Here is a 13,661-nt window from a genome sequence, read left to right as displayed (position 1 = left end):
TTTCTCCTGATGGATACATGGGTTGAGGAACAGGGACCTTACTTCTTGGCTGCGGTCCCCGCAGTGACGATCCGGAACTTGATCTGGACTTCATCGGCCACGACGGACGTGTCCTTCCATTCGCCGTCACCGATATTGAAGGCATTGCGCTTGATCGGCAGCGTGCCTTCGAACACCTGGCTGGCGCCTTCGGCGCGGTATGTGGCTGGCACGACCATATCCACGGTCTTGCCCTTGATGGTCAGTTTGCCGGCGACCTCGTAGCGGTTTGTGCCGGCCGGCTTGATGCTCGAGGAAACGAATGTGGCCTTGGGGTACTTGGCGGTGTCGAACCAGTCCTTGCCGCGCAGCTCCTTGGTCGTAACGGCGTCACCGATCTCGAACGAGGCCATGTCGATCTCCACGCGGGCGTGCGAGCTGGCCAGCTGGGCAGTATTGAAATTGACGGTCGCGTCGAAACGCTTGAACTTACCCTCCATCGGCACGCCGATCTGGCGCGCCACGGCGGTCACGGAACTCTTGGCAGCATCGACCTGCGCCACGGCCAGGTGGGACGCCAGGGCGGCAGTCGCTAGCACGGCGCTGACAGCAAGTGCACGGCCATGGAAGAATCGTTTCATTGCGGATGACTCCTGTGCTTGGAAAGATGAGCGGCATGAAGCAAGGCAGACCGGCGCATGGCGACCGTCGCATCCGGTACAGGTAGCCGTGCCTGCATCATGTCGTCCGTATCGCTTACGATTTGATAAAAGGCAGCATGCGCGCCAGCGTGCCATCGCGATGGATGAAATGATGCTTGAATGCTGCCAGCGCATGGACAGCTACCAGCGCCGCCATCAGGTAATTCAGTATGACATGGGCCTGCTGCATTCCCGCCTTGAGTGCTTCGTCGGAAGCCACCACGGTGGGCAGCTCCCAGAGCCCGAAATAGACTACGGGGATACCCGCAGCCTGACTCATGAGAAAGCCGGTAAGCGGCACAGCCACAATCAGTACATACAGCAGCAGGTGGGCAGCATGCGCTGCACGCGCCTGCCAGGCCGGCATGCCCGGCACCACGGAAGGCGCGCCATGAACGAACCGCCAGATGACGCGCAGGAGCGCCAGCAGGAAGACCGTCACGCCGATCCATTTGTGCCATGAATAGAGTTTCAGCTTGGTCAGCGACAGGCCTTCCAGGCTGGTCATGTACAGGCCGACCGCAAAGCCGCCGATGATCAGCAGGGCAATCAGCCAGTGCAGACCGATAGCGGTACGCGTATAGCCGGAGGTTGCTGCCATGGAGAACTCCATTGATTGTGCAGTTGCGATTATTGCCTGCGGTTGGGCTGCCCGGAACAGGTGAAGTTCACGGATTTGTTCAAATTTTGTGATGCTGTTGGACACCCGTAATCCACGCCTCGCCCGCGTTTGCGTCATTGTGGGCGTTGAGAAATGGCTCGCTATCCGGATAGCGTCCCGCAACGAAAAAAGCCGCAACGTTGCCGTTGCGGCTCCAGACACCGGCATGCGCCAGCGAGACGCACCTGTTGTGCTGTTGTTCGTTACACCCGGCGCGCCAGTTCGACCGCACGGCCAATATAGCTGGCCGGCGTCATTTCCAGCAGGCGGGCCTTTTCGACCTCGGGAATCGCCAGCGTGGCGATGAAGGCGCGCAGCCCATCCTGCGAAATGCCCTTGCCGCGCGTCAGTTCCTTGAGCTGCTCGTACGGGTTGGGCACGCCGTACCGCCGCATCACGGTTTGCACCGGTTCGGCCAGCACCTCCCAGCAGTTGTCGAGGTCTTCGTTGAGGCGCTCGGCATTGGTTTCCAGCTTGTTCAGGCCGCGCAGGCAGGCCTCGTAGGCCAGCAGGCCATAACCCAGCGCCACGCCGATGTTACGCAGCACGGTGGAATCGGTGAGGTCACGCTGCCAGCGCGACACCGGCAGTTTTTCCGAGAGGTGGCGCAACACAGCGTTGGCGAGCCCGAGGTTGCCTTCGGAGTTCTCGAAGTCGATCGGGTTGACCTTGTGCGGCATGGTCGACGAGCCGATTTCGCCGGCCTTGGTCTTCTGCTTGAAGTAACCGACCGAGATATAACCCCAGATGTCGCGGTTCAGATCGAGCAGGATCGTGTTGGCGCGGGCCACGGCATCGAACAGCTCGGCCATGTAGTCGTGCGGCTCGATCTGGATGGTGTACGGGTTGAACGTGAGACCCAGGCGCTCTTCCACCACGCGGCGCGAGAACGCCTCCCAGTCGAAGTCGGGGTAGGCCGACAGGTGCGCGTTGTAGTTGCCGACCGCGCCATTCATCTTGCCGAGCAGTTCAACAGCCTCGATGCGCTGCATGGCACGCGCCAGGCGCTGTGCCACGTTGGCGAGTTCCTTGCCCAGCGTGGTCGGGCTGGCCGGCTGGCCATGGGTGCGCGACAGCATCGGCTGGGTAGCATTGGCGTGGGCCAGCTCGACCAGGCGTGCATGCACCTTGCGCAGGGCTGGGAGCACGACTTCGCTACGCGCGCCCTTGAGCATCATGCCGTGCGAGGTATTGTTGATGTCTTCCGAGGTGCAGGCGAAATGGATGAACTCGCTGGCGGCTTCCAGCTCGGCGTTGCCCTTGACCTGTTCCTTGAGCCAGTATTCGACGGCCTTCACATCATGGTTGGTGACCGCCTCGATTTCCTTGATGCGCGCGGCATCCGCTTCGCTGAAGCGCTCCACGAGCTGCAGCAACGCCTGCTCGGACGCCGCCGAGAATGCCGGGACATCGGCGAGGCCGGCTTGCGACAGGGCGATCAGCCAGTGCACCTCGACCTTGACGCGATGTTTCATGAAAGCGGCTTCGGACAGCCAGTCGCGCAGCGCGTCGGCTTTGGCGGCATAACGGCCATCGATGGGAGAAAGTGCGGTCAGGGCGGAGAGCGTGGACATGCGGACTACCGGTGAAAAGTCGGGACAGGCGGCGCACGGAGACGGGCCGCCGCGGATAATGACAGCGAAGCAATGGGCCAGCGGCGGCTAGCCCATCGGACAAACCGTGATTTTACCACCGGGCGGGACATGCGCCCGTGTGCCCGATACGGCGAATACGCCACAGGTATCCCCCCAAGCGGGCGGGGAAAGGTATACTCGCCGGTTGTTGAGGAAGAACGACTATGAAGCTGATTGGCTCGCTCGGCAGCCCTTACGTGCGCAAGGTGCGCGTGGTGCTGGCAGAGAAAAAGATTGAATGTCCGCTGGTGCTGGAAGATGTGTGGTCAGCGGATTCCGAGATTCACCAGTCGAATCCGCTCGGCAAGGTGCCCTGCCTGATCATGGACGACGGCGGTGCGCTGTTCGATTCGAGCGTGATCGTGGAGTACATCGACACACTCTCGCCGGTGGGCCGACTGTTCCCGACCACGGGCCGGGAACGCATCGAGACCCGTTGCTGGGAGGCGCTAGCCGATGGCGTGCTCGATGCCGCGGTACTGGTCCGCCTGGAAATGACCCTGCGCGAGCCGCACCTGCGCAGCCAGGCGTGGATCGATCGGCAGATGCTGAAGGTTTCCGACGGCCTGGCGGCAATGAGCAAGGGCCTCGGCGATCGCACCTGGTGCATCAACAATCATCTGACGCTGGCTGACATTGCCGTGGGCTGCACGCTCGAGTGGTTGGACTTCCGGTTTCCGGAAATCGACTGGCGCGCCGATCATGCGAATCTGGCGGCCTACCAGGAAAAACTCGGCAAGCGCCAGTCGTTCATCGATACAGCGCCGCGCGCCGCCTGAGAGCGCAATGTCGCGTGCAAGGCGCCGCGTCGCAGCGCGCGTCCGCGCGCGCCCTGTCAGGCAGATTGGATGATGCCACCGCCCAGGCAGACGTCGCCGTCATACAGCACCAGCGACTGCCCCGGCGTGACGGCCCATTGCGCGGCGTCGAAATGGACATCGAGCGCCTCTGGTGCAGCACGCTGCACCACGCCTGGCGCGTCGGCCTGCCGATAGCGCGTCTTGGCGCCAATGCGCCGGCCTTCTGCAGGCGCTTCGCCGGCCACCCAGCTGAGATCCGCGGCGTGCACGGTGTCGCTCAACAGCCAGGGATGGTCATGGCCCTGGACGACATACAGCGTGTTCTCCGCCATGTCCTTGCGCGCCACATACCATGCATCGCCGCTGCCATCGCGGCTGCCGCCCAGGCCGATCCCCTTGCGCTGGCCGAGCGTGTAGAACGCCAGCCCGATATGTTCGCCGACGACCTTCCCATCTGACGTTTTCATCGGCCCGGGTCGGGTCGGCAGATAACGGTTAAGGAATTCGCGGAACGGCCGCTCCCCGATGAAGCAGATACCGGTCGAATCCTTCTTGGCCGCATTCGGCAGGCCGATCTGCGCGGCGATCTCGCGCACCCTGGTCTTGGGGATCTCGCCGAGCGGAAAGAGCGTGCGCGACAGCTGGTACTGGTTCAGCCGGTGCAGGAAATAGCTCTGGTCCTTGCTGGCATCACAAGCCTTCAGCAGTTCGAAACGGCCATCGCCGGCCTGCCGCACGCGTGCGTAATGGCCCGTGGCGATCTGCTCCGCTCCCATGGCGACGGCGTGGTCGAGAAAGGCTTTGAACTTGATCTCGGCGTTGCACAGCACATCGGGATTCGGCGTGCGGCCGGCGGAGTACTCGCGCAGGAAGTCGGCGAACACCCGGTCCTTGTATTCGCTGGCAAAGTTGACGGCTTCGACATCCACGCCGATCAGGTCCGCGACCGAAACGACATCGATCCAGTCCTGCCGCGTCGAGCAGTACTCGCTATTGTCATCGTCTTCCCAGTTCTTCATGAACAGGCCGACGACCTCGTAGCCTTGCTGCTTGAGCAGCCACGCCGAAACCGACGAGTCGACGCCGCCGGACATGCCGATCACTACGCGCTTCTTCGCGATGCTCGTCATGCGCCCTCCGGAGCCGTCAGCACGCTGGGGTGGGTATACAGCGCGTCGAGCGGCAGACGCCGCCCGGCCAGATAGTCATCGATGCAGGCCATCACGAGGGGGCTGCGATGCCGCTCCGGACAGGCTCGCACCTCATCCGCGGTCATCCACACCGTGCGGACGATGCCGTCGTCGAGCGGGCGCGCCGGATCGAACGCGCCGAGCTCTCCCACGAACGTGAAGCGCGTATAAGTCACATCTTCCTGCGTGCGCGACGAGTGGAACCGACCGAGATAACAGCCAAGCCAGCCGGTCGGGCGAAACACATGGGCGGTTTCCTCGAGCGTTTCGCGCGCCACGGCATCCGCCAGGCTCTCGTTGGGATCGAGGTGACCGGCGGGCTGATTGAGGCGCAAACCCTCGTGGGTATGCTCCTCGACGAGGAGAAAGCGCCCATCGCGCTCAATCACGGCGGCGACGGTGACGCTGGTTTTCCAGAGTGATGACATGAACGGATTTCAGGAAGCAATGCGGCATTTTATCGTCAGCGGCGCCTCGGCGCTGGCATGAGACGCTTTCCTGGTGCGCACAGTCAGATATTACGCAGTTGCAGCAATTTACGGTAAGCTGCGGGCACTCAAGGATGCAGCCTCAGACAGTACAACGAAAAGTACGGCAAAAGCGGCGAGGCGACATCACAGCATCGGAATCATTTTGAGCACATCTCTGACTGGAGTTTCGATACATGCAACGTAATATGCTGCGCGCCAAGCTGCACCGTGCGACCGTCACGCAGGCCGACCTGCATTATGAGGGCTCGTGCGGCATCGACGAGAACCTGATGGACGCCGCCGATATCCGCGAGTACGAGCGCATCGAGCTGTACAACGTCAACAACGGCGAGCGTTTTTCTACCTATGCCATCAAGGGTAAGCGCGGCAGCGGCGAGATTTCGCTGAACGGCGCGGCGGCGCGGCGCGCCCATCTGGGCGACCTGCTGATCATCTGCACCTACGCGCCGATGAGCGAGGCCGAGGCTGCCGAATACAAGCCCAAGCTGGTACTGCTCGGCGAAGGCAACCGGATCAACGAGATCAAGGCCATCTGAGCGGGCTGGTCCGGCAGCCGCCGAAGCGTCGCCCACATCCCCGTGGTACAGCATGTGTGGGCAGGGCCTGAGGCCGGTAGATCCTTCGCTAGCCATCTCGCCAGAATCGCGCCGGAATCGCCGCTCATCAAAGCCCGCATCCGCGGGCTTTTTTCACGCCGTGCCGGCATGCGGAACGTTTAACAATTTCTTAGAAATTTCACAAAAGCCATCGGCATCTCCCGGGAGCGATCTCTGCCAAGATGCGTCCATCGTGCTCCGGTATTCCCCCGGTTGCATGCGCCCCGTTTTTCATCACCGTTTCCCGTCCAGACGCCAAGGCCATGGAGTTTCAGTACCAGTACACCCCGCCCCATGAACCGGGCGATGCGCTCGCTCCGCTCTTCAGCTGCCTGCATTTCCTGATTACGCCTGCCGCCCCAGTGCATTTCTTCCTTGCCCAGGTATTGCCGCCAAACACGGGCTTCAGCGGCAAGGAGGGCTGGTCTCTGCGTATCGTGCAGCGTGACGATGGCACCTGCTACTACACCGCGAGCGCCCTGGCCCAGGCCGCAACCGGCGCCATGCCGTCGTGCGACTATGACGTGCGAACCGTCCGCCAGGCGATCCGCGCCACGCTGGACCGGTTTGCCCAGCATCACCCCGGCCGCAAGCTGGAAGTGGATGCCACGATCCGCCGCTTCAACCTGACCCGCGATGGCGGGCATGCGGAACCCTACCTGTTGCCGCCCTCAGAACTCGATTGAGTATCGATGCATCAGTTGGTTTGCGATTCATTCATCGCATCACGGCTGGCGATCGCCTCTACCTTGCCTCCAGTGTTTCTCCTTGCCCGTGCGGCCGTGCCGCCATGCCCATGCCACCGTGTCACACCGAGGCGCGCCTGCAAAGCGCCACCTCGACGGCCTGATGTGATAATGTGACAAAAAATACACTTTTTAATGCTTGCCTTTCTGGCATGCGCGGGATGCCTGCCAGCCACCCCACACGATGAGGCCGGCCAGCCGGGAAGGTATGGAATAATGGGGACCAGCGGATGTCCCGCTAGGCCACACCTCACGAACAAGGCGCTCCGACCGGCCATCCATGCTACCGTCCCTGCTGCTCAAATTCCGCCGCACCAGCCGCATATTGCTGACGCGCGCGCACGATATCGTCCCTCCTGGGTACGAGAAGCAGATTCGCCTGCACCGCCTGCTCATCATCGGCCTCGTCGCCCTGATCGGTTTCCCCTCGTACTACATCATCTGGCGCTATATCTTTCCGCAGCCCTACGAAAACCTGGGGCTGCGGGTGCTGGGCATGGTGCTGTTCCTGCCACTGCTGTTCATCCGTTATTTCCGCCCATCACGCTGGTTCGTGTGGTACTTCCACTTCGTGCTGACGTACGCCCTGCCCTTTTTCTTCACCTTCATGCTGCTGATGAACGGGGGCTCGGCGGTATGGGGCCAATCCCTGCTGATTGCGGTATTCGCGCTTTATTATTTCGACGATCGCATTGCGACGGCATCGCTGGTCATCGGCGCGCTGGCGGCCTTCGCGCTCTACTTCATCATCGGCGGCCCGCCCATCACCTCGACCTCGCCGGTGCTGGCCTATATTCCTATTGCGGGTTTTGCCATCGTCATCATTTACGCTGGCAAGATCGACCGCGAGATCCTGACCCAGGAAAAGCTCGACGGCATGGCAACGGCACTGAGCTCGGTCGCACACGAACTGCGCACCCCGCTGCTGAGCGTAAGCGGCAGCGTGCGCGGGCTGGAGAAGTTCCTGCCCACGCTGGTGCGGGTCTACGAGAAGAATCCGCCCGAGGCCATGGAGGACTACATTCCGGCCTCGCGCCTCGGCCACATGAATACCCTGGCGCAGCGCATCGATTTCGACGTGCGGCGCATGAATACGACGATCGAACTACTGCTGACCAGCGCCCACCGGCCGAATCCCGGCGGCGACGCCATGACCTTCGACATCGATGCGGCCGTGACCGAGGCCATCCAGCGCTACCCGTTCATGGACGGGCAGGAGAATCTGGTCCATTTCACACCCGGCGCAGGCCATATTGCCCATGGCAATCGGGAACTGTTTACGTTGGTGGTCACAAACTTGTTGAAGAACGCCCTGCGCGCGATCAAATCGGTACGCAAGGGCGAGATCGAGATTACCGTGCAACCGCGCAAGCGCGGCACCGTGATGGTCTTCCGCGATACGGGGCCCGGCATTGCCAAGGCCCAGTTGCCGCATATCTTCCGGCGCTTTTATTCGTATCCGGAAAGCAGCAGCACTGGCATCGGCCTGGCATTTTGCCGGGAGGTGCTGTCGACCTGGGATGCCACCATCCAGTGCCGCTCGGTCGTGGGAGAATTCACGGAATTCACGATCGCCTTTCCCCCGGTATCCAGCCCGAGCGGATCGCCGGCCACCTCCTCTGACAATTCGGGCGCCAGTCTGTCCAAGGCTGACCAAGGAAAAGCTGAAGCATGACAAACCCTCAGAAATCGACACAGCTCCCCGTTTGCTACCACCCGACATTGGTTGTGCTGGTTGACGACGACACTGCATTTCTGGAAAGCGCGGCTTTTCAGCTGTCGACGTTTCAGCCGGTCGTGACTTTCGACGATGTACACAAGGCGGCTGCCTGGCTCAAGAACTGGTTCGCCAACGAGCAGAAGTCAGCGCCACCGCTGCGCGTTTCGCACGACGACCTGACCTTCTCTCTCGAGCGCCGCACCGTCCAGCTGGAAGTGGACCACATCTTCCGGCAAATCCACGATATCCGCCGTTTTCTGCAGCCTGCCGTGGTGATTGTCGACTATGAAATGCCACAAATGGACGGACTGACGTTCTGCGAATCACTGCGCGACCTGCCCTGCAAGACGATCCTGCTAACCGGCACGGCCACCGAACTGGTTGCCGTACGCGGCTTCAACGAAGGCCTGATCGACCGCTATGTGCGCAAGGGCAGTGACGGCTCGCTGCCGACGCTGGAGGCCGACCTGGCCCAGTTGCAGAAGGAATATTTCATCGAGCAGACATACACCATGTACGACCTGCTGCGCCGGCACTCCTATGCCTTCCTGTCGGATCCGGCAGTGGCCCGGGCGGTGGAAGGCATCATGCAGCAGTACCAGCTGGTCGAGTATTACCTGTACCCGAATCCGTCTGGCCTGCTGATGCTGGCACGCGATGGCAAGGCACACCTGATGGTAATCGAGACGGAAGCGGGCCTGCTCACGCACGTGGAAGCCGCGGAGGCCTACGATGCGCCCGAGGCCCTGATCAGCGGGTTGCAGAACCTGGAACTGGTGCCGTTCTTCTGGCCGGGTGCCGGGATGTACACCCCGGCCTGTGTGGAATGGATCGACTACTGCGTGAAAGCGACGCCGATCGAAGGAAAGGAAACCTACTACTACGGCCTGTTCGAGATGCCCAAGCACCTGCTGCCGCAGAACATCACGAACCATTTCAGCTTCATCCGGGCGTTCGACAGCGACCCAGACCAGATGCTGGGCCTGCGCTAGGCACAGGCCCAGGGAAGAGCGGCGCCCACAGCACCGCCCTCTGCCTCAGTCGTGCCCGGCGCTCGTCAGTTGGGCAGCCGCGACCGGACGGTCATCCTGATGTTCGGCTTCCGGCATGCGAGCCGAGACGGCCGGCGCCGCAGTGCGGCGGTTACGCACGCGCTTGCTGGACGACCAGTTCGGCAGGTCGACCTCTTCGCGGATCTCGGCACACACCTCCAGCACCCGGTCAATCTCGATATCGGTCAGTCCCGAGTTCAGCGTCAAGCGCATCAGCGAACGGTTCTTGGGCGTAGCCGGTGCGCAGAACACCGCCCCGAACACGCCGCGCGACTGCAAGGCATTGCGCAGCACCATGGTCTGCGGCTCCGTGCCGGCTTCCAGCGCGATGATCTGTTCCGTGCCGTCCGACACGTTGTAGCCGAGTTCCGTGAGGGCCTCGCGGACCCGCTTGGTCTGGGCCTTCAGGCGCGTCCGGCGGTCGTCGGCCTGGCTGATGAAATCGAGGGCCGCGTCGAACCAGGCAATTTCGTGCTGCAGCAGGCATGAGCTGAAGACAGCCGGGCGGGCTTCGGAGAAGAAATAACCCTTGAAACGCGTCGAGCAGGTGATGAAACCGGCACGTCCGGCAAACGTTTTGGCCAGCGAGGCGGTCCGGAAGTGCACGCGGTCGGACAGGCCGAGTTCCGCGACCAGACCTGCGCCGTGCGGGCCGTGGGTGCCCAGCGAGTGGGATTCGTCCACCACCAGGATGCTGCCGGTGCGCTCCGCGACCTCGACGAACGCTTCGAGCGGACAGACGCTGCCGTTGATGCTGTACACCGAATCGACCACGATGACGCCCGGACCATGCTTGTTGATCTGGCGCTCGGCATGCACGGCATCGTTGTGCATGAACGGAATACTGCGGGCATTTGCCGCGTGCGCGCCTTCCCAGAGCGATACGTGGGCCATCATGTCCAGGTACACCGGGGCATCCGGACCGGCAATGCTCTGCAGCAGGCCGATGTTGGCGCACCAGCCGGATTGCGAGATCAGTCCATCCTCGGCACCCATGAAATTGGCCAGTTTCTTCTCGAGGCGGGCCTGGGGCGTATCGCCGTGCATGAACACCCCGGACATCAGGATGTCGCCGCCACCCAGCAGCACGCGCGACTGCGCCTTGAGCAGTTCCGGCTCATGCAGCAGGCACAGATAGTCATTATTGGACAGGTGAATGGCATCTGCCCCCGGTGTCATGCCGTGCAGCAGGTGATCGCCGCCCCATAGTTTTTCAACGCGATCCACATAGTGCCCATTGAGTCGCGTGCTCACGAAGGCAGGCATGCGGTTCTCTGCGCGATCGGCAGAGTCGGTAGGGAGCGCGGAAGCTTTATCGTCCTGCGGCAGCATGTTCATTCCTTATGAAAATGGAGAGTCGCTTTTTTCAATGCCCTGAACTACGATGACGCGTTGCACAACCGGATCGCGTGGCATCGCCGGTACATTGACATTACACACTGGAATTGTTCTTTTCAAACATGACAATCGGTCTGATCGCAGCAATGCACGACGAAATCGCTTCCTTGCTGCAGCATATGGATGCATACGGCAGTGTCCGTCACATCGGTATGCGTGACTATTACATCGGCCAGATTTATGGGCAAGATGTGGTCGTGGTACTGGCCCGGGTCGGCAAGGTAGCGGCGGCGGCGACCACGGTCACCCTGATCCGCGACTTCTCCGTCGATACGGTGGTCATGACCGGCCTGGCTGGCGGCCTGGCGCGGGGGGTGGCCGTCGGGGACATCGTTGTCGCGGATCGCTTGCTGCAACACGATCTTGACGGTCGGCCGTTCTGGCCGCAATACCAGGTTCCCCTACTGGACCAGGCCGAATTCCCCTGTGATCCAACCCTGCGCAAACGCCTCGAACAGGCGGCCGCATCCTTTCTCCAAGAGGATTTTGAAGCACGTTTGGACACCGACACCCGAACCCGCTTTCGTCTCAAAAACCCCACACTTCATACCGGAATGATCGCCAGCGGCGACCGGTTCATCGGCGACAGCGGAGCCGTCTCGCAATTGCAGGCCAGCCTGCCGGCAGCGCTGTGCGTGGAAATGGAGGGCGCGGCGGTGACGCAGGTCTGCCACGAGTACGGCGTGCCCTGCGCCATCATGCGTACGGTCTCCGACCGCGCCGATGACACTGCGCATCTCGATTTCTCGGCTTTTCTGCGGGACGTGGCGAGCGTCTATTCCGCTGGCGTGATCCAGCGCTTTCTCGAAGCTGCCTGACCCGCGCCGGGCAGCAGGCAGGGCACCTGCGCGTTGAATCGGGTGCAGACGGCGCCGCTCAGCGCCCGGCTGGCAACTCCGGCGGCGTGCAATAAGGCTGCGGCCGTTCGGCTGCCGGCAGCGTGGCGCATAGACGGAGCGTCTGGAAACGCTCCCCGACCGGATTGATCCAGTAGTAGAACCGCAGGTCTTCGATCATGCGTTGCGCTGCAGCCGTATCGCCCTGCATGGCCGTCAGCAGGGCAGTCCGCTGGATCAGCGAAGGGGTCGGCAACACGCGCAACGCTGTCAGATGGCGCGCCAGCGCTTCGGCGGCGTTGGCCCGGCTCAGGGGCATGCGTGCCGTCTGCCGCTGTTCGGCAATATCGCGGAACCAGAACCGTGGACGTACCGGGATAGTCGGGTTGAAAGTCGCAGCCCGTGTCACGTCCTCGGCGCGCTGGTAGTCAATCATCACCGCCGCCAGTCCGGCGCCGCCGACCACCGCACACACGACAGCCCAGCCACGCCAGTTGGCGAGACGCCCCCATATGCCCCGCAGCGGCCAGCCGCCGGGCTCCAGCCACCCCAGCAGAAAGCAGAACAGCAGGAAGAAATACAGGTAATGCAGCGGGTATTCGAGCATCGAATGCGCGCACAGCATGGCCAGCCAACTCAGCCCGAGCAGCGTGGCGGGGCGGCGCGCCCGGTCGGCTGTGCCAACGGCTCCGATTGTCATACGCAGTACGCGCCAGAACCATGCGCCCAGCGTCAGCAACACGCTGCCCGCGCCGATCGTGCCCGTCTTGGCCAGCAGATCGAGCACCTGGTTGTGCGCCTGCTGCGCCAGCTCCACCGTCATGCCAACGGATCGCAACTGCCGCCACTGCTCGATACCGAACTCCATCCAGCCCACCCCGAACCAGGGATGCGTCATGAACATCATCCAGGCATGCCGCCACAGCGCGGCCCGCGCCGAACCGGCATCACCCTCTTCCAGCCGCGCGACGGCGTCGAACAGCTTCCAGCCAAATTCCCGGCTGGCCTCGAGCACCAGCGGCTGCAGGAAAAAGTACATCGGCACCAGCGCCAGGCTGAAGAACACCAGCGCCGCACGCCGCCTGCGCGACGTCGCGAACTCCCATGACAAACCCGCCAGCATCAGGCCCAGCAGCGTGGCCAGCCCGAGATGTACCACACCCGTCCTGGAGCCCGTGAGGATAATCCCAAACACCAGGCACACCGCGGGAACGAGTGCCACAGACAACCGCAGCCGCCGCGCCGCAGCCAGATACACCAGTGCCGCCAACCCGAGGCCATGTACCGTGGCCTGGTGGTTGGGCTGGTTGAGATTTCCCCACAGGCGTCGCTGTTCCGTGGGGAAGTACTCCGACACCAGGCCAAAAAAGGAAAATTCCGCGCGGAACAGCTGCACCACCTGCGCCGCCACGCCCAGCAGGCTGGCCGCCAGCAGCGCCCACGCGATCATGCTCGCGGCATGCAGGGCCTCGTCGCGCGCGCGGACGAGATAACCGCACAGGATGGTGGCCGCGCCGAGCAGAAAGACCAGCGGCGTCAGTCCGGCCAGATCGTTCTGGAATGGACGAATCCACAGGAACTGGACAGCGGTAACGAGCGCCAACGCGAGCGGAAAGAGCACGACTGGAGGCACCGCCGGCATGGGCGTACGCTGCTTGCGGGTCCACAGCAAATAGACGAAGGACAAGGTCCACAGGGCTGCGGCCCACCACTCCCCCGAGAATGTGGACAAAGGCTGCCTGTGAATGGAGACGATAAATGGCATCGCCAATGCAAGAAGCAGTGGCCACCAGGCAATCAAGGGAGAGGATGACGGGAAAGTCGGCGTGGACGGACGGATCACGGGAGGAGCGGGGA

13 protein-coding genes are annotated in these 13,661 nt (G+C 62.5%); 6 read left to right on the top strand and 7 right to left on the bottom strand.

Going from position 1 to position 13,661, the window contains the following annotated elements; translation table 11 throughout:
- Nucleotides 1-38: 38 nt before the first annotated feature.
- From ACQ3C8_RS02630 to purB, 3 genes are all read right to left on the bottom strand, one after another.
- Complete coding sequence (locus ACQ3C8_RS02630; protein WP_428852348.1) at nt 39-620, bottom strand: YceI family protein; 582 nt, start codon at nt 618-620, stop codon at nt 39-41.
- A gap of 115 nt (nt 621-735) precedes the next feature.
- Complete coding sequence (locus tag ACQ3C8_RS02625) at nt 736-1,293, bottom strand: cytochrome b (RefSeq protein WP_037030330.1); 558 nt, start codon at nt 1,291-1,293, stop codon at nt 736-738.
- A gap of 251 nt (nt 1,294-1,544) precedes the next feature.
- Nucleotides 1,545-2,915 carry an adenylosuccinate lyase gene (gene purB, locus ACQ3C8_RS02620; RefSeq protein ID WP_428852347.1) on the bottom strand — a complete coding sequence of 457 codons (1,371 nt, stop codon included), beginning with the start codon at nt 2,913-2,915 and terminating at the stop codon, nt 1,545-1,547.
- Nucleotides 2,916-3,139: 224 nt separating this feature from the next.
- On the opposite strand from purB, the gene ACQ3C8_RS02615 reads away from it, so the two are divergent.
- A complete protein-coding gene (locus ACQ3C8_RS02615) occupies nt 3,140-3,754 on the top strand; it encodes a glutathione S-transferase N-terminal domain-containing protein (protein WP_428852346.1) in 615 nt (204 codons plus the stop codon).
- 56 nt (nt 3,755-3,810) lie between these two features.
- On the opposite strand, the gene mnmA is transcribed toward ACQ3C8_RS02615, so the two are convergent.
- Together mnmA and ACQ3C8_RS02605 are read right to left on the bottom strand one after the other, a co-directional pair.
- The gene (mnmA, locus tag ACQ3C8_RS02610) at nt 3,811-4,896 is read right to left on the bottom strand and encodes a tRNA 2-thiouridine(34) synthase MnmA (protein ID WP_428853017.1); all 1,086 of its coding nucleotides are present in this window, start codon (nt 4,894-4,896) and stop codon (nt 3,811-3,813) included.
- Nucleotides 4,897-4,901: 5 nt separating this feature from the next.
- The gene (locus ACQ3C8_RS02605; RefSeq protein WP_428852345.1) at nt 4,902-5,393 is read right to left on the bottom strand and encodes an NUDIX hydrolase; all 492 of its coding nucleotides are present in this window, start codon (nt 5,391-5,393) and stop codon (nt 4,902-4,904) included.
- A gap of 236 nt (nt 5,394-5,629) precedes the next feature.
- On the opposite strand from ACQ3C8_RS02605, the gene panD reads away from it, so the two are divergent.
- From panD to ACQ3C8_RS02585, 4 genes are all read left to right on the top strand, one after another.
- On the top strand, nt 5,630-5,992 hold the full coding sequence (panD, locus tag ACQ3C8_RS02600; protein ID WP_009523071.1) for an aspartate 1-decarboxylase: 363 nt from the start codon (nt 5,630-5,632) through the stop codon (nt 5,990-5,992).
- 323 nt (nt 5,993-6,315) lie between these two features.
- Nucleotides 6,316-6,738 (top strand): hypothetical protein, encoded by a 423-nt coding sequence (locus tag ACQ3C8_RS02595; RefSeq protein WP_428852344.1) that lies wholly within the window; start codon nt 6,316-6,318, stop codon nt 6,736-6,738.
- A gap of 340 nt (nt 6,739-7,078) precedes the next feature.
- Nucleotides 7,079-8,473, top strand: coding sequence for a sensor histidine kinase (locus tag ACQ3C8_RS02590; RefSeq protein ID WP_428852343.1), 1,395 nt, complete (start codon nt 7,079-7,081; stop codon nt 8,471-8,473).
- A complete protein-coding gene (locus tag ACQ3C8_RS02585; protein ID WP_428852342.1) occupies nt 8,470-9,510 on the top strand; it encodes a response regulator in 1,041 nt (346 codons plus the stop codon). The genes ACQ3C8_RS02590 and ACQ3C8_RS02585 overlap by 4 nt, the downstream gene beginning before the upstream one ends.
- Before the next feature lie 45 nt (nt 9,511-9,555).
- Here the strand turns inward: ACQ3C8_RS02585 and cqsA are convergent, their stop codons facing one another.
- Nucleotides 9,556-10,902 carry an alpha-hydroxyketone-type quorum-sensing autoinducer synthase gene (gene cqsA, locus ACQ3C8_RS02580; RefSeq protein WP_428852341.1) on the bottom strand — a complete coding sequence of 449 codons (1,347 nt, stop codon included), beginning with the start codon at nt 10,900-10,902 and terminating at the stop codon, nt 9,556-9,558.
- A 128-nt stretch (nt 10,903-11,030) separates the two neighbouring features.
- Here cqsA and ACQ3C8_RS02575 point away from each other — a divergent pair, with 128 nt between their 5' ends.
- A complete protein-coding gene (locus ACQ3C8_RS02575) occupies nt 11,031-11,786 on the top strand; it encodes a 5'-methylthioadenosine/adenosylhomocysteine nucleosidase (protein ID WP_428852340.1) in 756 nt (251 codons plus the stop codon).
- Nucleotides 11,787-11,844: 58 nt separating this feature from the next.
- Here the strand turns inward: ACQ3C8_RS02575 and ACQ3C8_RS02570 are convergent, their stop codons facing one another.
- The gene (locus ACQ3C8_RS02570; RefSeq protein WP_428852339.1) at nt 11,845-13,536 is read right to left on the bottom strand and encodes a Wzy polymerase domain-containing protein; all 1,692 of its coding nucleotides are present in this window, start codon (nt 13,534-13,536) and stop codon (nt 11,845-11,847) included.
- Nucleotides 13,537-13,661: the final 125 nt, after the last annotated feature.

It is taken from the genome of Imbroritus primus, from assembly GCF_964332355.1.
Taxonomy (GTDB): Bacteria; Pseudomonadota; Gammaproteobacteria; order Burkholderiales; family Burkholderiaceae; genus Imbroritus; species Imbroritus primus.
This window is presented reverse-complemented; position numbering and strand designations above follow the sequence as displayed.

Excerpts from the sequence above, each read along its gene's own strand:
- ACQ3C8_RS02630 (WP_428852348.1), bottom strand. The coding sequence starts at position 620 with ATGAAACGATTCTTCCATGGCCGTGCACTTGCTGTCAGCGCCGTGCTA.
- ACQ3C8_RS02625 (WP_037030330.1), bottom strand. The coding sequence starts at position 1,293 with ATGGAGTTCTCCATGGCAGCAACCTCCGGCTATACGCGTACCGCTATC.
- purB (WP_428852347.1), bottom strand. The coding sequence starts at position 2,915 with ATGTCCACGCTCTCCGCCCTGACCGCACTTTCTCCCATCGATGGCCGT.
- ACQ3C8_RS02615 (WP_428852346.1), top strand. The coding sequence starts at position 3,140 with ATGAAGCTGATTGGCTCGCTCGGCAGCCCTTACGTGCGCAAGGTGCGC.
- ACQ3C8_RS02605 (WP_428852345.1), bottom strand. The coding sequence starts at position 5,393 with ATGTCATCACTCTGGAAAACCAGCGTCACCGTCGCCGCCGTGATTGAG.
- panD (WP_009523071.1), top strand. The coding sequence starts at position 5,630 with ATGCAACGTAATATGCTGCGCGCCAAGCTGCACCGTGCGACCGTCACG.
- ACQ3C8_RS02595 (WP_428852344.1), top strand. The coding sequence starts at position 6,316 with ATGGAGTTTCAGTACCAGTACACCCCGCCCCATGAACCGGGCGATGCG.
- ACQ3C8_RS02590 (WP_428852343.1), top strand. The coding sequence starts at position 7,079 with ATGCTACCGTCCCTGCTGCTCAAATTCCGCCGCACCAGCCGCATATTG.
- ACQ3C8_RS02585 (WP_428852342.1), top strand. The coding sequence starts at position 8,470 with ATGACAAACCCTCAGAAATCGACACAGCTCCCCGTTTGCTACCACCCG.
- cqsA (WP_428852341.1), bottom strand. The coding sequence starts at position 10,902 with ATGCTGCCGCAGGACGATAAAGCTTCCGCGCTCCCTACCGACTCTGCC.
- ACQ3C8_RS02575 (WP_428852340.1), top strand. The coding sequence starts at position 11,031 with ATGACAATCGGTCTGATCGCAGCAATGCACGACGAAATCGCTTCCTTG.